The organism is Vibrio sp. L5-1 (genome assembly GCF_021728315.1).
In the GTDB taxonomy this organism is placed as follows: Bacteria; Pseudomonadota; Gammaproteobacteria; order Enterobacterales; family Vibrionaceae; genus Vibrio; species Vibrio splendidus_K.
In genome coordinates this window covers 72,615-89,322 of record NZ_JAKKCQ010000010.1, presented here as the reverse complement: position 1 = coordinate 89,322, position 16,708 = coordinate 72,615, and the positions used below count along the sequence as shown (strand labels likewise).

Annotated in this window: 31 protein-coding genes and 1 pseudogene; 30 read left to right on the top strand and 2 right to left on the bottom strand. The window is 45.0% G+C overall.

The features are described 5' to 3' along the window. The 29 genes and pseudogenes from tuf to rplQ form a co-directional block, all read left to right on the top strand. Nucleotides 1–134: pseudogene (tuf, locus tag L3V35_RS23020) on the top strand (elongation factor Tu); the annotation flags it as partial. Between the two features lie 446 nt (nt 135–580). Continuing rightward, on the top strand, nt 581–892 hold the full coding sequence (gene rpsJ, locus L3V35_RS23015; RefSeq protein ID WP_004736761.1) for a 30S ribosomal protein S10: 312 nt from the start codon (nt 581–583) through the stop codon (nt 890–892). A gap of 14 nt (nt 893–906) precedes the next feature. Beyond that, on the top strand, nt 907–1,536 hold the full coding sequence (gene rplC, locus L3V35_RS23010; protein ID WP_004736763.1) for a 50S ribosomal protein L3: 630 nt from the start codon (nt 907–909) through the stop codon (nt 1,534–1,536). Nucleotides 1,537–1,552: 16 nt separating this feature from the next. Continuing rightward, nucleotides 1,553–2,155 (top strand): 50S ribosomal protein L4, encoded by a 603-nt coding sequence (gene rplD, locus L3V35_RS23005; protein WP_004736764.1) that lies wholly within the window; start codon nt 1,553–1,555, stop codon nt 2,153–2,155. Further along, nucleotides 2,152–2,454 (top strand): 50S ribosomal protein L23, encoded by a 303-nt coding sequence (gene rplW / locus L3V35_RS23000; RefSeq protein WP_004736765.1) that lies wholly within the window; start codon nt 2,152–2,154, stop codon nt 2,452–2,454. Before rplD ends, rplW begins: the two co-directional genes overlap by 4 nt. A 14-nt stretch (nt 2,455–2,468) precedes the next feature. Next, complete coding sequence (gene rplB / locus L3V35_RS22995; RefSeq protein ID WP_017076297.1) at nt 2,469–3,293, top strand: 50S ribosomal protein L2; 825 nt, start codon at nt 2,469–2,471, stop codon at nt 3,291–3,293. Nucleotides 3,294–3,312: 19 nt separating this feature from the next. Beyond that, entirely contained in the window at nt 3,313–3,591 is a 279-nt protein-coding gene (gene rpsS / locus L3V35_RS22990; protein WP_004736729.1) for a 30S ribosomal protein S19, read from the top strand. A 10-nt stretch (nt 3,592–3,601) separates the two neighbouring features. Further along, nucleotides 3,602–3,934 carry a 50S ribosomal protein L22 gene (gene rplV, locus L3V35_RS22985; RefSeq protein ID WP_004736732.1) on the top strand — a complete coding sequence of 111 codons (333 nt, stop codon included), beginning with the start codon at nt 3,602–3,604 and terminating at the stop codon, nt 3,932–3,934. 18 nt (nt 3,935–3,952) lie between these two features. Next, nucleotides 3,953–4,651 carry a 30S ribosomal protein S3 gene (gene rpsC / locus L3V35_RS22980; RefSeq protein WP_004736734.1) on the top strand — a complete coding sequence of 233 codons (699 nt, stop codon included), beginning with the start codon at nt 3,953–3,955 and terminating at the stop codon, nt 4,649–4,651. 11 nt (nt 4,652–4,662) lie between these two features. Then, the gene (gene rplP, locus L3V35_RS22975) at nt 4,663–5,073 is read left to right on the top strand and encodes a 50S ribosomal protein L16 (RefSeq protein WP_004736736.1); all 411 of its coding nucleotides are present in this window, start codon (nt 4,663–4,665) and stop codon (nt 5,071–5,073) included. Beyond that, the gene (gene rpmC / locus L3V35_RS22970; RefSeq protein WP_004736737.1) at nt 5,073–5,264 is read left to right on the top strand and encodes a 50S ribosomal protein L29; all 192 of its coding nucleotides are present in this window, start codon (nt 5,073–5,075) and stop codon (nt 5,262–5,264) included. The genes rplP and rpmC overlap by 1 nt, the downstream gene beginning before the upstream one ends. Then, nucleotides 5,264–5,518 (top strand): 30S ribosomal protein S17, encoded by a 255-nt coding sequence (gene rpsQ / locus L3V35_RS22965; RefSeq protein ID WP_004736739.1) that lies wholly within the window; start codon nt 5,264–5,266, stop codon nt 5,516–5,518. Before rpmC ends, rpsQ begins: the two co-directional genes overlap by 1 nt. Before the next feature lie 162 nt (nt 5,519–5,680). Continuing rightward, nucleotides 5,681–6,052 (top strand): 50S ribosomal protein L14, encoded by a 372-nt coding sequence (gene rplN, locus L3V35_RS22960; protein ID WP_004736740.1) that lies wholly within the window; start codon nt 5,681–5,683, stop codon nt 6,050–6,052. A gap of 11 nt (nt 6,053–6,063) precedes the next feature. Then, nucleotides 6,064–6,381 (top strand): 50S ribosomal protein L24, encoded by a 318-nt coding sequence (gene rplX, locus L3V35_RS22955; protein WP_004736742.1) that lies wholly within the window; start codon nt 6,064–6,066, stop codon nt 6,379–6,381. Between the two features lie 24 nt (nt 6,382–6,405). Continuing rightward, a complete protein-coding gene (gene rplE, locus L3V35_RS22950) occupies nt 6,406–6,945 on the top strand; it encodes a 50S ribosomal protein L5 (protein ID WP_004736744.1) in 540 nt (179 codons plus the stop codon). A 16-nt stretch (nt 6,946–6,961) separates the two neighbouring features. After that, nucleotides 6,962–7,267 (top strand): 30S ribosomal protein S14, encoded by a 306-nt coding sequence (gene rpsN / locus L3V35_RS22945; protein WP_004736747.1) that lies wholly within the window; start codon nt 6,962–6,964, stop codon nt 7,265–7,267. A 29-nt stretch (nt 7,268–7,296) separates the two neighbouring features. Continuing rightward, complete coding sequence (rpsH, locus tag L3V35_RS22940; RefSeq protein ID WP_004736749.1) at nt 7,297–7,689, top strand: 30S ribosomal protein S8; 393 nt, start codon at nt 7,297–7,299, stop codon at nt 7,687–7,689. 10 nt (nt 7,690–7,699) lie between these two features. Continuing rightward, nucleotides 7,700–8,233: a 50S ribosomal protein L6 gene (gene rplF, locus L3V35_RS22935; protein WP_004736750.1), complete on the top strand. Its 534-nt coding sequence runs from the start codon at nt 7,700–7,702 to the stop codon at nt 8,231–8,233. 9 nt (nt 8,234–8,242) lie between these two features. After that, nucleotides 8,243–8,596, top strand: coding sequence for a 50S ribosomal protein L18 (rplR, locus tag L3V35_RS22930; RefSeq protein WP_004736752.1), 354 nt, complete (start codon nt 8,243–8,245; stop codon nt 8,594–8,596). A gap of 14 nt (nt 8,597–8,610) precedes the next feature. Beyond that, nucleotides 8,611–9,111: a 30S ribosomal protein S5 gene (rpsE, locus tag L3V35_RS22925; RefSeq protein ID WP_004736754.1), complete on the top strand. Its 501-nt coding sequence runs from the start codon at nt 8,611–8,613 to the stop codon at nt 9,109–9,111. A 7-nt stretch (nt 9,112–9,118) separates the two neighbouring features. After that, nucleotides 9,119–9,295 (top strand): 50S ribosomal protein L30, encoded by a 177-nt coding sequence (gene rpmD, locus L3V35_RS22920; RefSeq protein WP_004736756.1) that lies wholly within the window; start codon nt 9,119–9,121, stop codon nt 9,293–9,295. 5 nt (nt 9,296–9,300) lie between these two features. After that, nucleotides 9,301–9,735, top strand: coding sequence for a 50S ribosomal protein L15 (gene rplO, locus L3V35_RS22915; protein ID WP_004736758.1), 435 nt, complete (start codon nt 9,301–9,303; stop codon nt 9,733–9,735). A gap of 20 nt (nt 9,736–9,755) precedes the next feature. After that, complete coding sequence (gene secY / locus L3V35_RS22910; protein ID WP_004736759.1) at nt 9,756–11,090, top strand: preprotein translocase subunit SecY; 1,335 nt, start codon at nt 9,756–9,758, stop codon at nt 11,088–11,090. Nucleotides 11,091–11,131: 41 nt separating this feature from the next. After that, complete coding sequence (gene rpmJ / locus L3V35_RS22905) at nt 11,132–11,245, top strand: 50S ribosomal protein L36 (protein ID WP_000868186.1); 114 nt, start codon at nt 11,132–11,134, stop codon at nt 11,243–11,245. Between the two features lie 149 nt (nt 11,246–11,394). Then, nucleotides 11,395–11,751 (top strand): 30S ribosomal protein S13, encoded by a 357-nt coding sequence (gene rpsM / locus L3V35_RS22900; protein WP_004738779.1) that lies wholly within the window; start codon nt 11,395–11,397, stop codon nt 11,749–11,751. A 19-nt stretch (nt 11,752–11,770) separates the two neighbouring features. Beyond that, nucleotides 11,771–12,160 (top strand): 30S ribosomal protein S11, encoded by a 390-nt coding sequence (gene rpsK, locus L3V35_RS22895; RefSeq protein WP_004738778.1) that lies wholly within the window; start codon nt 11,771–11,773, stop codon nt 12,158–12,160. A 31-nt stretch (nt 12,161–12,191) separates the two neighbouring features. Further along, the gene (gene rpsD, locus L3V35_RS22890) at nt 12,192–12,812 is read left to right on the top strand and encodes a 30S ribosomal protein S4 (RefSeq protein WP_004729814.1); all 621 of its coding nucleotides are present in this window, start codon (nt 12,192–12,194) and stop codon (nt 12,810–12,812) included. Nucleotides 12,813–12,834: 22 nt separating this feature from the next. Beyond that, nucleotides 12,835–13,827, top strand: coding sequence for a DNA-directed RNA polymerase subunit alpha (rpoA, locus tag L3V35_RS22885; RefSeq protein WP_004729813.1), 993 nt, complete (start codon nt 12,835–12,837; stop codon nt 13,825–13,827). 24 nt (nt 13,828–13,851) lie between these two features. Continuing rightward, nucleotides 13,852–14,232 (top strand): 50S ribosomal protein L17, encoded by a 381-nt coding sequence (rplQ, locus tag L3V35_RS22880; protein WP_004729812.1) that lies wholly within the window; start codon nt 13,852–13,854, stop codon nt 14,230–14,232. A gap of 374 nt (nt 14,233–14,606) precedes the next feature. Here rplQ and L3V35_RS22875 read toward each other — a convergent pair whose 3' ends face one another. Together L3V35_RS22875 and L3V35_RS22870 are read right to left on the bottom strand one after the other, a co-directional pair. Continuing rightward, nucleotides 14,607–15,101, bottom strand: coding sequence for a DUF2780 domain-containing protein (locus L3V35_RS22875; protein ID WP_237300699.1), 495 nt, complete (start codon nt 15,099–15,101; stop codon nt 14,607–14,609). Between the two features lie 134 nt (nt 15,102–15,235). Continuing rightward, nucleotides 15,236–15,856, bottom strand: a complete 621-nt coding sequence (locus L3V35_RS22870; RefSeq protein ID WP_017078817.1) for an FKBP-type peptidyl-prolyl cis-trans isomerase — start codon at nt 15,854–15,856, stop codon at nt 15,236–15,238. A 213-nt stretch (nt 15,857–16,069) separates the two neighbouring features. Here L3V35_RS22870 and L3V35_RS22865 point away from each other — a divergent pair, with 213 nt between their 5' ends. Next, nucleotides 16,070–16,654, top strand: coding sequence for a LysM-like peptidoglycan-binding domain-containing protein (locus tag L3V35_RS22865; RefSeq protein ID WP_065207478.1), 585 nt, complete (start codon nt 16,070–16,072; stop codon nt 16,652–16,654). The last annotated feature ends 54 nt before the right edge of the window (nt 16,655–16,708 follow it).

Sequence of the window (16,708 nt, the reverse complement as noted above, 5' to 3'; positions counted from 1 at the left end):
TAATGCCAGGTGACAACGTTCAAATGACTGTTGAGCTAATCGCTCCAATCGCAATGGACGAAGGTCTACGTTTCGCAATCCGCGAAGGTGGCCGTACAGTTGGTGCTGGTGTTGTAGCTAAAATCTTCGCTTAATAGCATTTAGATTTTTGCACACTCTTCATTAGAAGAGCACTCATCTGAAAAGGGAAGCCTCGGCTTCCCTTTTATTATTTATAGAGAAACATTCCTTTCCCGCGCAATACTCCATACCTCCCCAAGTTCCTTTTTCAATATATTCCGATTATTTTCCCAACACTACTTGCATACTAAAACGTGATCTGTATAATGCATCGCACTGGTTAACGCCGGTTTGTGAACCAATGAGCACTGAGGAGTAGGTCTTACCTAGTAATGTATACTCAGCTTATGTTCGCGGTTAATAAAAATAGTAAACTTCGTGTTTACTTCAAAAGTTAACTGACAATGCGTCCTGATTTTGGATGCTACGGTTTCACATAAATCAATCGGCATTCTCTCGTTCTTTCGAGCTTGAGTGGCGATATTGTTTGTGTAATTTTTAATAATTGGAGCTCTGTCTCATGCAGAACCAACGTATTCGTATCCGCCTTAAAGCGTTTGATTACAAGCTAATCGATGCTTCAACTGCGGAAATCGTTGAAACAGCAAAACGTACTGGCGCACAGGTTCGTGGTCCTATTCCACTTCCTACTCGTAAAGAGCGTTTCACTGTTCTTACCTCTCCACACGTCAACAAAGATGCACGTGACCAGTACGAAATTCGTACTCACAAGCGTTTGATCGACATCGTTGAGCCAACAGATAAAACTGTTGATGCTCTAATGCGTCTTGATCTTGCAGCTGGCGTTGATGTTCAAATCAGCCTAGGTTAAGGGAGATAAGAATAATGATTGGTCTAGTCGGACGTAAAGTGGGTATGACCCGCGTATTTACTGAAGAAGGCGTTTCTATCCCAGTAACTGTTGTTGAGGTTGAAGCGAACCGTATTTCTCAAGTTAAAACTCTTGAGACAGACGGCTACGCAGCAATCCAAGTAACTACTGGTGCTAAGAAAGCTAACCGTGTAACTAAACCTGAAGCTGGTCACTTCGCGAAAGCGGGTGTAGAAGCAGGTCGCGGTCTTTGGGAATTCCGTTTAGAAAACGGCGAAGAGTTTGAAGTTGGCGCTGAGCTAAACGTAGAACTTTTCAACGAAATTAAAAAAGTAGACGTTACTGGTACATCTAAAGGTAAAGGCTTCCAAGGCGCTATCAAGCGTTGGAATTTCTCTACTCAAGATATGACTCACGGTAACTCTTTGTCTCACCGCGCACCGGGTTCAATTGGCCAATGTCAAACTCCAGGCCGCGTGTTTAAAGGCAAGAAAATGGCAGGTCACATGGGAGCTGAGCGTGTAACGACTCAAAACCTAGAGATCGTACGTGTTGACGCTGAGCGCAATCTACTCCTTATTAAAGGTGCAGTACCAGGCTCAACAGGCGGTAACGTGATCGTAAAACCTGCTGTTAAAGCATAACGTCTAGGAGTAAGTAATGGAATTGATGGTTAAAGGTGCTGATGCACTAACTGTTTCCGAGACTACTTTCGGACGTGACTTTAACGAAGCTCTAGTACACCAAGTAGTTGTTGCATATGCAGCAGGTGCTCGTCAAGGTACTCGTGCTCAAAAGACTCGTTCTGAAGTATCAGGCGGCGGTGCTAAGCCATGGCGCCAAAAAGGTACTGGCCGTGCACGTGCTGGTACAATTCGTAGCCCAATCTGGCGTACAGGTGGTGTTACTTTTGCTGCGAAACCACAAGATCACAGCCAAAAAGTAAACAAAAAAATGTACCGCGGTGCTATGAAGAGCATTCTGTCTGAGTTGATTCGTCAAGAGCGTCTAATCGTTGTTGATAACTTCTCTGTAGAAGCACCAAAAACAAAAGAACTTGTAGCTAAGCTTAAAGAGCTTGAGCTAAACGACGTTCTGATTGTGACTGGCGAAGTAGATGAAAATCTATTCTTAGCTGCTCGTAACCTATACAAAGTAGATGCACGTGATGTTGCTGGTGTTGATCCAGTATCACTAATCGCTTTCGACAAGGTTCTGATGACTGCTGACGCAGTTAAGCAAGTTGAGGAGATGCTAGCATGATCACTGAAGAGCGTATCTTAAAAGTTCTACGTGCTCCGCACATCTCTGAAAAAGCAACTATGGCAGCTGAGAAAGCGAACACTATCGTTTTCAAAGTAGCTAAAGATGCAACTAAGAAAGAGATCAAAGCAGCTGTAGAAAAGCTATTTGAAGTTGAAGTTAAGTCTGTAAATACTCTTGTATTAAAGGGTAAGACCAAACGTCAAGGTATGCGTGAAGGCCGTCGTTCAGACGTTAAGAAAGCCTACGTTACTTTGAAAGAAGGTCAAGATCTTGACTTCGTTGGCGGCGCGGAATAACAGGAGTAGTAAAAATGGCTATTGTTAAATGTAAGCCGACTTCCCCTGGTCGTCGTCACGTCGTTAAAGTTGTTAACGCTGACCTGCACAAGGGTAAGCCATACGCACCACTTTTAGAGAAAAACTCTAAGAACGGTGGTCGTAACAACAACGGTCGTATTACAGTACGTCACATCGGTGGTGGTCATAAACACCATTACCGTCTGATTGACTTCAAACGTACTAAAGATGGCATCCCAGCGAAAGTTGAGCGTCTAGAATACGATCCAAACCGTAGTGCTAACATCGCTCTAGTTCTGTACGCAGACGGTGAGCGTCGTTACATCATTGCACCTAAAGGTGTTAACGCAGGCGACCAGATTCAATCTGGCGTAGATGCTGCAATCAAAGCAGGTAACACTCTGCCGATGCGCAACATCCCAGTAGGTTCTACTGTACACTGTGTTGAACTTAAGCCTGGTAAAGGTGCACAACTAGCTCGTTCGGCTGGTGCTTATGCTCAAATCATCGCTCGCGATGGTGCATACGTAACTATCCGTCTACGTTCTGGTGAAATGCGCAAAGTACTTTCTGAAGGTCGTGCAACGATCGGTGAAGTTGGTAACTCTGAGCATATGCTACGTGAACTTGGTAAAGCTGGTGCTTCACGCTGGCGCGGCGTACGTCCAACCGTACGTGGTGTAGTAATGAACCCGGTGGATCACCCACATGGTGGTGGTGAAGGCCGCACATCTGGTGGTCGTCACCCAGTATCTCCTTGGGGCGTTCCTACTAAGGGCTTCAAGACTCGTAAGAATAAGCGCACTGACAAGTACATCGTACGTCGTCGCACTAAATAATTTATAAAGAGGAATCGCCATGCCACGTTCTCTCAAGAAAGGTCCTTTTATTGACCTACACTTGCTGAAGAAGGTAGAGAAAGCGGTGGAAAGCGGAGACAAAAAGCCTATTAAGACTTGGTCCCGTCGCTCAATGATCATCCCAACAATGATTGGTTTGACCATCGCTGTCCATAATGGTCGTCAGCACGTCCCTGTTTTCGTTACCGAAGAAATGATCGGTCACAAACTAGGCGAATTTGCACCAACTCGTACTTATCGCGGTCATGCTGCAGATAAGAAAGCTAAGAAGAAATAAGGAGTAGATGATGGAAGCTTTAGCTAAACATAACTTTGCTCGTATTTCTCCACAGAAAGCTCGCTTAGTTGCAGACCAAATTCGCGGTAAGTCGGTAGACCAGGCTCTAGAAATTCTAACTTTCAGCAACAAAAAAGCTGCTGTTTTAGTTAAGAAAGTTCTTGAGTCAGCTATCGCTAACGCGGAACATAACGAAGGTGCAGATATCGACGATCTAAATGTCGCTAAAATCTTCGTAGATGAGGGCCCTATCATGAAGCGTATTATGCCTCGTGCTAAAGGCCGTGCGGATCGTATCTTGAAGCGTTCAAGCCACATCACTATTGTTGTAGCAGATCGCTAAAGACTAGGAGAGTAAGCAATGGGTCAGAAAGTACATCCTAATGGTATTCGTCTTGGCATCGTCAAGCCTTGGAATGCTACATGGTTTGCTAATACCAACGAATTCGCTGACAACCTAGACGGCGACTTCAAGGTACGTCAGTTCCTTACCAAGGAACTACAAAAAGCATCATTATCTCGTATCGTTATCGAGCGTCCAGCGAAGAGCATCCGTGTGACTATTCACACAGCTCGTCCTGGCGTTGTTATCGGTAAGAAAGGTGAAGACGTAGAGAAGCTACGCGCAGCTGTAGCTAAAATCGCAGGTGTACCAGCGCAAATTAACATCGCTGAAGTACGTAAGCCTGAGCTAGATGGTCAGCTTGTAGCTGATAGCATCGCGTCTCAACTAGAGCGTCGTGTTATGTTCCGTCGTGCAATGAAGCGTGCGGTACAAAATGCTATGCGTCTAGGCGCTAAAGGCATCAAAGTACAAGTAGGCGGCCGTCTTGGCGGTGCTGAAATCGCACGTTCAGAGTGGTACCGTGAAGGCCGTGTGCCTCTACACACTCTACGTGCAGACATTGATTACGCAACTTCTTCGGCTCACACTCAATACGGTGTGATCGGCATTAAAGTTTGGATCTTCAAAGGTGAGATTCTAGGCGGTATGCCAGCTGCTAACGCAGTAGAGCCAAAAGGCGATAAGCCTAAGAAGCAGCGTAAAGGCCGTAAGTAAGGAGTCGAACGATGCTACAACCAAAACGTACTAAGTTCCGCAAGGTTATGACTGGTCGTAACCGTGGTCTAGCTAAAGGTACTGAAGTAAGCTTCGGCGAATTCGGTCTTAAAGCTGTTGGCCGTGGTCGTCTGACTGCACGTCAAATCGAAGCGGCACGTCGTGCTATGACACGTCACATTAAGCGTCAAGGTCAAATCTGGATCCGTGTTTTCCCAGACAAACCAATTACTGAAAAGCCTCTTGAAGTTCGTCAAGGTAAAGGTAAAGGTTCAGTTGCGTACTGGGTTGCTCAAATCCAACCAGGCAAAGTTATGTACGAGATGAATGGCGTACCTGAAGAGTTGGCACGTGAAGCGTTCCGCCTAGCGGCGCGTAAACTGCCTGTTAAAACTACTTTTGTAACTAAGCAGGTGATGTGATGAAAGCACAAGATCTACGCGAAAAGAACGTTGAAGAGCTTAACGCTGAGCTATTGAATTTGCTACGTGAACAGTTCAACTTGCGCATGCAAGCTGCAACTGGTCAACTTCAGCAAACTCATACTCTAAAAGCTGTACGCCGTGACATCGCACGTGTGAAAACTGTTTTGACTGAAAAGGCAGGCGCATAATGAGCGAAACTAACCGCATCCAGCAAGGCCGTGTAGTAAGTGACAAGATGGACAAGTCTATCGTTGTTGCTATTGAGCGTACTGTAAAACACCCAATTTACGGTAAGTTCATCAAACGCACGACTAAAGTACACGCACACGACGAAGACAACACTTGTGGCCTAGGCGACAAAGTTGAAATCGCTGAGTGTCGTCCTCTGTCTAAGACTAAGTCTTGGACATTGGTTAAAGTTCTAGAAAAAGCGAAGATTTAATCTTTGTAATTCTATAACTTATAAGCGGCTCCAAATTATTTTTTGGAGCCGCTTGTTTTTTGTCTACCCAATTTAAAAAAAGGGTGGTACAATTCGCGTCCCTTTTAAAGAGGCAGCCCGACCCGAGAGGGTCTAGTTTTAATATTTAGCGGAGCACTAACAATGATCCAGATGCAAAGTACACTTGACGCAGCAGATAACTCTGGCGCGCGCAAGGTAATGTGTATTAAGGTTCTGGGTGGCTCTCACCGCCGTTATGCACATATCGGTGACGTCATCAAGGTTACAGTGAAGGAAGCGATTCCTCGCGGTAAAGTAAAGAAAGGTGATGTTCTGAAGGCGGTAGTAGTGCGCACCCGTAAAGGCGTTCGTCGCCCAGACGGTTCTGTCATTCGCTTCGACAGTAATGCTTGTGTATTGTTAAATGACACTACTGAGCAACCAGTCGGCACACGTATCTTTGGTCCTGTGACTCGTGAACTTCGTAACGCGAAATTCATGAAGATTGTATCACTTGCACCTGAAGTTCTGTAAGGAGCGGCAACATGGCAGCTAAAATCCGTCGTAACGACGAAGTAATCATTCTTGCTGGTAAAGATAAAGGCAAGAAAGGTAAAGTAACTAAGGTTCTGACAACTGGTAAAGTTGTTGTTGAAGGCATCAATCTTGTTAAAAAACACCAAAAGCCGGTTCCGGCTCTAGGTCAACAAGGTGGCATCGTTGAACAAGAAGCAGCTATTGATGCTTCTAACGTTGCAGTCTTTAACGCGGCTACTGGTAAAGCAGACCGTATCGGTTTCCGTATCGAAGATGGCAAGAAAGTTCGTTTCTTCAAATCTAACGGCGAAACTGTTTCTAACTAATTAGAAGTAATTTGGAGTTCTACTATGGCGAAACTGCATGATTACTACAAGTCGTCTGTAGTCGCTGAGCTTACCAAAGAGTTCAGCTACACAAGCGTCATGCAAGTCCCTAGGATTGAGAAAATCACCCTAAACATGGGCGTTGGTGAAGCAATCAACGATAAGAAACTGCTAGAAAACGCAGCATCTGATATGGCAACGATCTCTGGTCAAAAGCCACTTATCACGAAAGCGCGTAAATCTGTAGCTGGTTTCAAAATTCGTGAAGGCTACCCAATTGGTTGTAAAGTAACCTTGCGTGGTGAGCGCATGTGGGAATTTTTAGAGCGTTTAATCTCTATCGCACTTCCACGTGTACGTGATTTCCGTGGTGTTAGCGCTAAGTCTTTTGACGGACGCGGTAACTACAGCATGGGCGTTCGCGAGCAAATCATCTTTCCGGAAATCGACTACGATAAAGTCGATCGTGTCCGCGGTCTTGATATTACTATCACGACATCTGCGGGATCCGATGAGGAAGGCCGAGCTCTGCTGGCTGCCTTTAACTTCCCATTCCGTAAGTAAGGGTAGGGTTACTGTTATGGCTAAACAATCAATGAAAGCACGTGAAGCTAAACGTGCAAAACTAGTAGTTAAGTTCGCTGAAAAGCGTTCTGCGCTAAAAGTTATCATTAGCGATGTAAACGCATCTGAAGAAGATCGTTGGAATGCGGTTCTTAAACTGCAATCTCTTCCACGTGATTCAAGTGCATCACGTCAGCGCAACCGTTGCAACCAAACTGGTCGTCCACACGGTTACCTACGTAAATTCGGTCTAAGCCGCATTAAGGTTCGTGAAGCTTGCATGAAAGGCGAGATTCCGGGTCTTCGTAAGGCTAGCTGGTAATTGCCACTTAATCATTTGGAGTAAATCTTATGAGCATGCAAGATCCGATTTCGGATATGCTGACCCGAGTTCGTAACGGTCAGGCAGCAAATAAAGTTGCTGTAAAAATGCCTTCTTCAAAGCTTAAAGTTGCAATTGCTGCATTACTTAAAGCTGAAGGTTACATCGTAGACTTCGCTGTTGACAGCGAAGTAAAACCTGAGCTAGAAGTTACTCTTAAGTACTTCCAAGCTAAACCTGTAATCGAGCAAATCAAGCGTGTATCACGTCCTGGTCTAAGAGTTTATAAAAATAAAGACTCTTTACCTACAGTGATGGGTGGTCTTGGTATTGCAGTTGTTTCTACTTCCAAGGGTCTGATGTCTGACCGTGCTGCTCGCAAAGCAGGTCTTGGCGGTGAAATCATCTGTTACGTAGCTTAAGGAGTAGATTATGTCTCGTGTTGCTAAAGCACCTGTCGCTATTCCAGCTGGCGTAGAGGTGAAACTAAACGGCCAAGAAGTTACTGTAAAAGGTAGCAAAGGTGAGCTTACTCGCGTTCTTAACAGCGCCGTAGTTATTGCACAGGAAGAAAACAACCTAACTTTCGGTCCGAAAGAAGGTGTTACTAACGCATGGGCACAGGCTGGTACAGCTCGCGCTCTAGTTAATAACATGGTTGTGGGTGTTACTCAGGGCTTCGTTAAGAAGTTAACTCTTAAAGGTGTTGGTTACCGTGCTGCTATCAAAGGCAACTCTGTAGGTCTAACACTAGGCTTTTCTCACCCAGTAGAGCACGCTCTACCTGAAGGTATTAAAGCTGAGTGCCCTAGCCAAACTGAGATCATTATTACTGGTTGCGATAAGCAAGTAGTAGGTCAAGTTGCGGCTGACATTCGTTCTTACCGTGCTCCTGAACCTTATAAAGGTAAAGGTGTTCGTTACGCAGATGAAAATGTGCGTACTAAAGAAGCTAAGAAGAAGTAAGGTATCACTATGGATAAGAAAGCATCTCGCATCCGTCGTGCTACACGTGCACGTCGTAAGATTGCAGAACTTGGCGCAACTCGCTTGGTAGTACACCGTACTCCTCGCCATGTTTACGCTCAAGTTATCTCGGCAAACGGCTCTGAGGTTATCGCAGCTGCTTCTACTGTAGAAAAAGCGATCCGTGAGCAAGTTAAGAACACTAGTAACGTTGATGCAGCTAAAGCAGTTGGTAAAGCTGTTGCTGAGCGCGCTCTTGAAAAAGGCGTAGCTACAGTTGCATTTGATCGTTCTGGTTTCCAATACCACGGTCGAGTAGCGGCGCTAGCAGATTCTGCTCGCGAAGCTGGTCTGAAATTCTAAGGTAGGGTTGGAAGATGGCTAAAGAACAACAACAAGCTAATGATTTGCAAGAAAAGCTGATCGCTGTTAACCGTGTATCTAAGACGGTTAAAGGTGGTCGAATCATGAGCTTCACTGCACTAACAGTAGTTGGTGACGGTAATGGTCGTGTAGGTTTCGGTTACGGCAAAGCTCGTGAAGTACCTGCTGCGATTCAAAAAGCAATGGAAAAAGCGCGTCGTAACATGGTTACTGTTGCGCTTAACGAAGGCACTCTTCACCACCCGGTGAAAGGTCGTCATTCGGGCTCTAAAGTTTACATGCAGCCAGCTGCTGAAGGTACAGGTGTTATTGCCGGTGGTGCAATGCGTGCCGTACTTGAAGTTGCAGGCGTACATAACGTACTTTCTAAAGCATACGGTTCAACGAACCCAATCAACGTTGTTCGCGCAACGATTGGTGCTCTAGTAGACGTTAAGTCACCAGAAATGGTTGCTGCTAAACGTGGTCTAACTGTTGAATCTATTTCGGAGTAAGAACACGATGGCAACTATTAAAGTAACTCAAACTAAAAGCTCAATTGGTCGCCTACCTAAGCACAAAGCGTGTCTTAAAGGTCTAGGTCTTCGTCGCATCAACCATACAGTAGAACTTGAAGATACACCGTGCGTACGCGGTATGATCAACAAGGTTTACTACATGGTTAAGATTGAGGAGTAATCAGAATGCGTTTGAATACTCTATCACCGGCTGCTGGCTCTAAACCTTCTAAGAAGCGTGTAGGTCGTGGTATCGGTTCTGGCCTTGGTAAAACAGGTGGCCGCGGTCACAAAGGTCAAAAGTCACGTTCTGGCGGCTCTGTTCGTCCAGGTTTTGAAGGCGGTCAAATGCCTCTAAAACAACGTCTACCTAAATTCGGTTTCACTTCTCGTAAGAGCCTAGTGTCTGCTGAAGTTCGTCTAGCTGAGCTAGCGAAAGTAACAGGTGACGTAGTTGATCTTAACAGCCTTAAAGCTGCTAACGTTATCACTAAGAACATCGAGTTTGTTAAGATCGTTCTTTCTGGTGACCTAAGCAAAGCTGTGACTGTTAAAGGTCTACGCGTGACTAAAGGCGCTAAAGCTGCAATCGAAGCTGCAGGCGGTAAAATCGAGGAATAATCTCGAGGAACGAGGTACAGATGGCTAAGAAACCAGGAAAAGATTTTCGTAGTGCTCAAAGCGGCTTAAGTGAACTAAAGTCGCGCTTATTATTCGTAATTGGTGCACTTTTAGTATTCCGAGCCGGCTCTTTTGTGCCGATCCCTGGTATTGACGCAGCTGTACTTGCCGATTTGTTCGATCAGCAAAAAGGTACCATCGTAGAAATGTTTAACATGTTCTCCGGTGGTGCTCTTGAGCGTGCATCTATATTAGCATTGGGTATCATGCCGTACATTTCGGCATCGATCGTAGTCCAATTGCTAACTGTAGTTCATCCAGCGTTAGCGGAACTCAAGAAAGAGGGTGAAGCAGGCCGTCGTAAGATAAGCCAATATACACGCTACGGCACGCTTGTACTTGCAACATTCCAAGCTATTGGTATCGCAACAGGCTTACCAAACATGGTCGACAATCTGGTTGTTATCAACCAAACCATGTTTACGCTTATTGCTACCGTGAGTTTAGTAACTGGTACCATGTTTTTGATGTGGTTAGGTGAACAAATCACTGAGCGAGGAATCGGTAATGGTATTTCCATTCTGATTTTTGCAGGTATTGTTGCTGGATTGCCTTCTGCAATCGGTCAAACAATCGAGCAAGCGCGTCAAGGTGAATTGCATGTGCTTCTTCTGTTGTTTATCGCGGTATTGTCTTTTGCTGTAATTTACTTCGTGGTTTTCATGGAGCGTGGTCAACGTCGTATCGTCGTTAACTATGCGAAGCGTCAACAAGGTCGTAAAGTGTTTGCAGCACAAAGTTCTCATTTGCCACTTAAGATTAATATGGCAGGTGTTATACCAGCGATTTTTGCATCAAGTATTATTTTGTTCCCAGGAACATTAGCGCAGTGGTTTGGTCAAAATGGTGAAAGCAGCGCGTTCGGTTGGTTAACTGACGTGTCATTAGCTCTTAGCCCAGGTCAACCGTTGTATGTAATGCTTTATGCAGCAGCTATAATCTTCTTCTGTTTCTTCTATACAGCGTTGGTGTTTAACCCACGTGAAACAGCTGATAACTTGAAGAAGTCTGGTGCATTCGTACCCGGTATCCGCCCAGGTGAGCAGACAGCGAAATATATCGATAAAGTGATGACTAGACTAACCCTTGCGGGCGCTCTATACATTACTTTTATATGTCTGATTCCTGAGTTCATGATGGTCGCGTGGAACGTTCGTTTCTACTTTGGCGGCACTTCCCTACTAATCGTAGTGGTTGTTATCATGGATTTCATGGCACAGGTACAGACTCATCTGATGTCACAACAGTATGATTCTGTGTTAAAGAAAGCGAATCTGAAAGGTTACGGCCGTTAATTCGGTAGTAATTATTTCGATTCCATTTACGGAGTTTAGCAATGAAAGTTCGTGCTTCCGTTAAAAAAATCTGCCGTAACTGTAAAGTTATCAAGCGTAACGGTGTCGTTCGCGTGATTTGCAGTGAGCCAAAGCATAAGCAACGCCAAGGCTAATCAGCAGAAATTTTTACTTGAAATACTAGGTAGAGTCGAGTATATTCCTCGGCCTACCTTTTGCGTGCAAAAGAAGTAGTATGCCGCAGCGTATCCATAACGGGCTTTGCTGCGGATAATTCTTTTATGAACCCCCTTAGGAGTGAATAATGGCCCGTATAGCCGGCATTAACATTCCTGATCATAAGCATTCTGTAATTGCACTTACTGCAATCTACGGTATTGGTAAAACTCGCTCTCAAGCTATTCTAGCTGAAGTGGGTATTGCTGAAGATGCTAAGATCAGTGAACTAACTGAAGAGCAGATCGATCAACTGCGTGATGGTGTAGCTAAATACACTGTAGAAGGTGATCTACGTCGTGAAGTATCGATGAACATCAAGCGTCTTATGGACCTTGGCTGTTACCGCGGTCTTCGTCATCGTCGCAGTCTACCACTACGTGGACAGCGTACTAAAACCAACGCTCGCACCCGTAAGGGTCCGCGCAAGCCGATCAAGAAATAGTCGGATAAGGTAGAGTACAATGGCAAAACAACCAACTCGCGCGCGTAAGCGCGTACGCAAGCAAGTAGCTGATGGCGTAGCGCACATTCATGCTTCTTTCAACAACACAATCGTAACTATCACTGACCGCCAAGGCAACGCTCTTGCATGGGCTACAGCAGGTGGTTCAGGTTTCCGTGGTTCTCGTAAATCTACTCCGTTCGCAGCACAAGTTGCAGCTGAGCGTTGTGGTGAAATGGCTAAAGAATATGGCCTAAAGAACTTGGAAGTTATGGTTAAGGGTCCAGGTCCAGGTCGCGAATCTACTGTTCGTGCACTGAACGCTGCTGGTTTCCGTATCACTAACATTGTTGATGCGACACCAATCCCTCATAACGGTTGTCGTCCACCTAAGAAACGTCGCGTTTAAGTTTCGTTTCTAGGAATATTGGAGAAAGATCATGGCAAGATATTTGGGTCCTAAGCTGAAGCTTAGCCGTCGCGAAGGTACTGACTTATTCCTTAAGTCTGGTGTCCGTGCGATCGATACCAAGTGTAAAATTGATAACGCACCAGGTGTACACGGCGCTCGTCGCGGTCGTCTATCTGAGTATGGCGTTCAGCTTCGTGAGAAGCAAAAAGTTCGTCGTATCTACGGCGTTCTAGAAAAACAATTCCGCAACTACTACAAAGAAGCTGCACGTCTTAAAGGCAACACAGGTGCAAACCTGCTTCAGCTTCTTGAAGGTCGTCTTGATAACGTAGTTTACCGTATGGGCTTTGGCGCTACTCGTGCTGAATCTCGTCAACTAGTTAGCCACAAGTCTGTTCTAGTTAACGGTAAAGTTGTAAACGTTCCTTCTTTCAAAGTAGCGGCTAACGACGTTGTTTCTATCCGCGAGAAAGCTAAACAGCAATCTCGTATTAAAGCGGCTCTAGAAGTTGCTGAACAACGTGAAAAGCCAACTTGGATTGAAGTAGATGCTAGCAAAATGGAAGGTACATTCAAGCGTATGCCTGAGCGTTCTGACCTATCAGCTGACATCAATGAACACTTGATCGTCGAACTTTACTCTAAGTAAGGTTAAAAAAAGAGAGGACACAATGCAGGGTTCTGTAACAGAATTTCTTAAGCCGCGTCTTGTTGACATTGAACAGATCAATACGACACACGCGAAAGTAACTCTTGAGCCATTAGAGCGCGGTTTCGGCCACACTCTAGGTAATGCTCTTCGCCGCATTCTTCTATCTTCTATGCCGGGTTGTGCCGTAACAGAAGTTGAAATTGAAGGTGTGCTACACGAATACAGCACTAAAGAAGGCGTTCAGGAAGATATCCTGGAAATCCTTCTAAACCTTAAAGGTTTAGCTGTACGCGTTGCTGAAGGCAAAGATGAAGTGTTTATTACACTGAACAAATCAGGCTCAGGCCCTGTTGTTGCAGGTGACATCACCCACGATGGTGATGTAGAGATCGCTAACCCTGAGCACGTAATTTGTCACCTAACGGATGACAATGCTGAGATCGCTATGCGTATCAAAGTAGAACGTGGTCGTGGTTACGTTCCAGCTTCAGCTCGTATCCATACTGAAGAAGATGAGCGTCCTATCGGTCGTCTATTAGTTGACGCTACTTACAGCCCGGTTGATAAAATCGCCTATGCTGTAGAAGCGGCACGTGTAGAACAACGTACTGATTTAGACAAGCTTGTTATCGATATGGAAACGAACGGTACTCTAGAACCTGAGGAAGCAATCCGTCGTGCAGCTACTATTTTAGCTGAACAACTGGATGCGTTCGTAGATCTTCGTGATGTACGTGTACCTGAGGAGAAGGAAGAGAAGCCAGAATTCGATCCTATCCTACTACGTCCTGTAGACGATCTTGAACTAACAGTTCGCTCTGCTAACTGTTTGAAAGCAGAAGCGATTCACTACATCGGTGATCTTGTACAGCGCACTGAGGTTGAGCTACTTAAAACGCCAAACCTTGGTAAGAAATCTCTTACAGAGATTAAAGATGTGCTTGCTTCACGTGGTCTTTCTCTAGGCATGCGCCTAGAAAACTGGCCACCAGCGTCAATCGCTGAAGATTAATCGAAAAGTTAGAAGGATTAGGTCATGCGCCATCGTAAAAGTGGTCGTCAACTCAACCGCAACAGCAGTCATCGCAAAGCGATGTTCAGCAACATGGCTAGCTCTCTTGTTCGTCACGAAGTTATTAAAACTACCGTGCCTAAAGCAAAAGAACTACGTCGCGTAATTGAGCCATTGATTACCCTAGCTAAGACAGACAGTGTTGCTAACCGTCGTCTTGCATTTGCTCGCACTCGTGATAACGAAGTTGTGGCAAAACTATTTAATGAACTAGGCCCGCGTTTCGCGGCTCGCCAAGGTGGTTACACTCGCATTCTTAAATGTGGTTTCCGTACTGGTGATAAAGCTCCAATGGCTTACATTGAGCTTGTAGACCGCCCAGCTGCTGAAGAAGCTGCTGAGTAATCTATACTAGATTCTTAATACAAAAAGCCGAGCATTAGCTCGGCTTTTTTTGTTTCTAGCGAATTGAAAAATTGCACCACGATGTTTGGCATTTTTGCTTGCCTACTCTGCTCTATTTTTTAAAAATATCTCGTATCTCGTATCTCGTATCTCGTATCTCGTATCTCGTATCTCGTATCTCGTATCTCGTATCTCGTATCTCGTATCTCGTATCTCGTATCTCGTATCTCGTATCTCGTATCTCGTATCTCGTATCTCAAATATCTTTTCTTCCACGTACAAAAAAGAGCACCGAAGTGCCCTTACAATATTCTTCAACTAATCGCTAATCGCTAATCGCTAATCGCTAATCGCTAATCGCTAATCGCGATGGCCTACTGCCAAATAGCCGCAAGTGAATCCATAAGGCCACTCGTTGCACCTTGTGATTGAAGTGCTTGAAGAATGATGGGTGCAAATGTCGTAACCATTGACGAATCCATACCTAACCCAGCAAACGCACTTTCAACAGCACCTTGTGAGCTTAGAACTGATGATAAGCCAGTCGATTCAAGTGAAGACATTCCAGGAATGAGTGATGCGAGTTCTTTATTGTCTGCAGTGCCAAGCGAATTTTGTGCAAGTGCTAGCATTGAACCTATACCGCCAATCGCTTGATCGCTGGTAACAGCTGCTTGATCAGCAACGGTATCCGCAAGCGGTGTTGTTTCGTTTTGTTGAGACCACATATTTACAGCTGCCATCAGGGCAGTTTGTGATAGTTGGGAATAGTTGGTATCTGATGTTGAACCGGTTTGTTCAGAGTCGCTAGTGCTAGCGCAAGAGACTACAGCAAGGCTGCTGAGCATAGTGATGAGTATTTTCTTCATTATTCTTCCTTAAGTAATAAAGTAATCGACCTATTCACTATAAACGAAAAACGGCGATGTAGTCACATCGCCGTTGGATTATTTTAATTTTATTTGCCTATAGTATTTTGTTTTACTAAAGGTTTTTATAAAAATTAAAGGATAGCTAGAAGTTCTACTTCAAATACTAGAGCTGCAAATGGTGGAATTGCAGCACCTGCGCCGCGCTCACCGTATGCTAGATCTTGAGGGATGTATAGCTTCCACTTAGAGCCAACAGGCATCATTTGTAGAGCTTGTACCCAACCTTGAATTACGCCAGTTACTGGGAATTCAGCAGGTTGACCGCGAGATACAGAGCTGTCGAAAACAGTACCGTCAGTTAGTTCACCGTGGTAGTGAACACGTACTTGCTTGTCTGCAGTAGGGATTTCGCCAGTACCTTCAGTTAGTACTTCGTACTGAAGACCAGACTCAAGAACTGTTACTTCTGAACGAAGAGCGTTGTCAGTTAGGAAAGCTTCGCCGTCAGCAGCAGCTGCTTTAGCTAGTTCTTGACGTGCAGCTTCACCACGAGTGTGTAGCTCTTGTAGTGCGTTGTTGATTTCGTCAACTTCGATAGCTGGCATGTCACCAACTAGAGCTGTTGCGATACCAGCAGCGATTGCGTCTACGTTTAGGCCTTCAAGACCAGAACCAGCAAGTTGTTGGCCCATTTGTAGACCGATACCGTAGCTAGCTTTTTGCTCTACAGTTTCAAATTTTACTTCAGACATGAAAAGTCACTCTTTTTGTCAGTACGAAAAGGGTAAGAATACCAGTATTAGCAGCCTGAATAAACGGCTAGCCCCTGATCACTTACGCTTTACCGTGTCCAAATCACAGCTATGTCAATTTTCTTGCTTTGGTCTCTGTTGTAGCGGAAAGATCTATACTGTTGGTACTTTGGTTTTTATACTGTAGTTATTCAATGTATAGGACGCAGTGGCATGAATCGTCGTCAAAAGAAAAAACAGAAAGTAGACCACTTAGCAGAGTTCAAGGATCGACTGAATCAGGTCAAAGATAAATTAAGTTCGATCGATATCAAGAAAATGAAAACCTCAACCGTGCAGGCCTGGGGATCATTGCCGAAATTACACCAGAGACTATTGATGGTGATTTCGCCGATCGTATTGATCTTACTTTTTGTGCCGCTACCAGAACCTAAAGTAGACGCAGCCCCAGCAACATCGCGCGTCGAGCTTGAGATAAACACGGTTGGCTTAAGCGAACAGCAAAATGCCAAGAGCAGTTCATCAGAACCGAGTAACAACAATTGGCAAGAGTATCTTGTGAAGCAAGGGGATACGTTAGCGCAGGTTTTTCGAAATAACGACTTACCGTTGTCTGACTTGAACGCGCTAGTGCGTATTGAAGGGGCAGACAAACCACTTAGTCAGATTCGTAAAGGCCAGCTAGTTCGATTCAAACTCGCCGAGACCGGGAAACTAGACATTCTTCAGCTAGAAAAAGGCAACACTTCGGTGATGTTTTTCCGATTGTCAGACGGTGGCTTTGGCCGTAGTAAATAGCTCAATACTGAGCCTGCGTTAAAGCGCTTCGTCAGATACAGACAGTCGATAGAA

Excerpts from the sequence above, each read along its gene's own strand:
- rpsS (WP_004736729.1), top strand. The coding sequence starts at position 3,313 with ATGCCACGTTCTCTCAAGAAAGGTCCTTTTATTGACCTACACTTGCTG.
- rpsQ (WP_004736739.1), top strand. The coding sequence starts at position 5,264 with ATGAGCGAAACTAACCGCATCCAGCAAGGCCGTGTAGTAAGTGACAAG.
- rpsM (WP_004738779.1), top strand. The coding sequence starts at position 11,395 with ATGGCCCGTATAGCCGGCATTAACATTCCTGATCATAAGCATTCTGTA.
- rplR (WP_004736752.1), top strand. The coding sequence starts at position 8,243 with ATGGATAAGAAAGCATCTCGCATCCGTCGTGCTACACGTGCACGTCGT.
- rplX (WP_004736742.1), top strand. The coding sequence starts at position 6,064 with ATGGCAGCTAAAATCCGTCGTAACGACGAAGTAATCATTCTTGCTGGT.
- rpsD (WP_004729814.1), top strand. The coding sequence starts at position 12,192 with ATGGCAAGATATTTGGGTCCTAAGCTGAAGCTTAGCCGTCGCGAAGGT.
- rpmC (WP_004736737.1), top strand. The coding sequence starts at position 5,073 with ATGAAAGCACAAGATCTACGCGAAAAGAACGTTGAAGAGCTTAACGCT.
- rpsC (WP_004736734.1), top strand. The coding sequence starts at position 3,953 with ATGGGTCAGAAAGTACATCCTAATGGTATTCGTCTTGGCATCGTCAAG.
- rplD (WP_004736764.1), top strand. The coding sequence starts at position 1,553 with ATGGAATTGATGGTTAAAGGTGCTGATGCACTAACTGTTTCCGAGACT.
- rpsE (WP_004736754.1), top strand. The coding sequence starts at position 8,611 with ATGGCTAAAGAACAACAACAAGCTAATGATTTGCAAGAAAAGCTGATC.
- rpmJ (WP_000868186.1), top strand. The coding sequence starts at position 11,132 with ATGAAAGTTCGTGCTTCCGTTAAAAAAATCTGCCGTAACTGTAAAGTT.
- rplV (WP_004736732.1), top strand. The coding sequence starts at position 3,602 with ATGGAAGCTTTAGCTAAACATAACTTTGCTCGTATTTCTCCACAGAAA.
- rpsN (WP_004736747.1), top strand. The coding sequence starts at position 6,962 with ATGGCTAAACAATCAATGAAAGCACGTGAAGCTAAACGTGCAAAACTA.
- rplW (WP_004736765.1), top strand. The coding sequence starts at position 2,152 with ATGATCACTGAAGAGCGTATCTTAAAAGTTCTACGTGCTCCGCACATC.
- rplC (WP_004736763.1), top strand. The coding sequence starts at position 907 with ATGATTGGTCTAGTCGGACGTAAAGTGGGTATGACCCGCGTATTTACT.
- rplP (WP_004736736.1), top strand. The coding sequence starts at position 4,663 with ATGCTACAACCAAAACGTACTAAGTTCCGCAAGGTTATGACTGGTCGT.
- rplE (WP_004736744.1), top strand. The coding sequence starts at position 6,406 with ATGGCGAAACTGCATGATTACTACAAGTCGTCTGTAGTCGCTGAGCTT.
- rplQ (WP_004729812.1), top strand. The coding sequence starts at position 13,852 with ATGCGCCATCGTAAAAGTGGTCGTCAACTCAACCGCAACAGCAGTCAT.
- rpoA (WP_004729813.1), top strand. The coding sequence starts at position 12,835 with ATGCAGGGTTCTGTAACAGAATTTCTTAAGCCGCGTCTTGTTGACATT.
- secY (WP_004736759.1), top strand. The coding sequence starts at position 9,756 with ATGGCTAAGAAACCAGGAAAAGATTTTCGTAGTGCTCAAAGCGGCTTA.
- L3V35_RS22875 (WP_237300699.1), bottom strand. The coding sequence starts at position 15,101 with ATGAAGAAAATACTCATCACTATGCTCAGCAGCCTTGCTGTAGTCTCT.
- rplN (WP_004736740.1), top strand. The coding sequence starts at position 5,681 with ATGATCCAGATGCAAAGTACACTTGACGCAGCAGATAACTCTGGCGCG.
- rplO (WP_004736758.1), top strand. The coding sequence starts at position 9,301 with ATGCGTTTGAATACTCTATCACCGGCTGCTGGCTCTAAACCTTCTAAG.
- rpsK (WP_004738778.1), top strand. The coding sequence starts at position 11,771 with ATGGCAAAACAACCAACTCGCGCGCGTAAGCGCGTACGCAAGCAAGTA.
- rplB (WP_017076297.1), top strand. The coding sequence starts at position 2,469 with ATGGCTATTGTTAAATGTAAGCCGACTTCCCCTGGTCGTCGTCACGTC.
- rpsH (WP_004736749.1), top strand. The coding sequence starts at position 7,297 with ATGAGCATGCAAGATCCGATTTCGGATATGCTGACCCGAGTTCGTAAC.
- rpmD (WP_004736756.1), top strand. The coding sequence starts at position 9,119 with ATGGCAACTATTAAAGTAACTCAAACTAAAAGCTCAATTGGTCGCCTA.
- L3V35_RS22870 (WP_017078817.1), bottom strand. The coding sequence starts at position 15,856 with ATGTCTGAAGTAAAATTTGAAACTGTAGAGCAAAAAGCTAGCTACGGT.
- rpsJ (WP_004736761.1), top strand. The coding sequence starts at position 581 with ATGCAGAACCAACGTATTCGTATCCGCCTTAAAGCGTTTGATTACAAG.
- L3V35_RS22865 (WP_065207478.1), top strand. The coding sequence starts at position 16,070 with ATGAATCGTCGTCAAAAGAAAAAACAGAAAGTAGACCACTTAGCAGAG.
- rplF (WP_004736750.1), top strand. The coding sequence starts at position 7,700 with ATGTCTCGTGTTGCTAAAGCACCTGTCGCTATTCCAGCTGGCGTAGAG.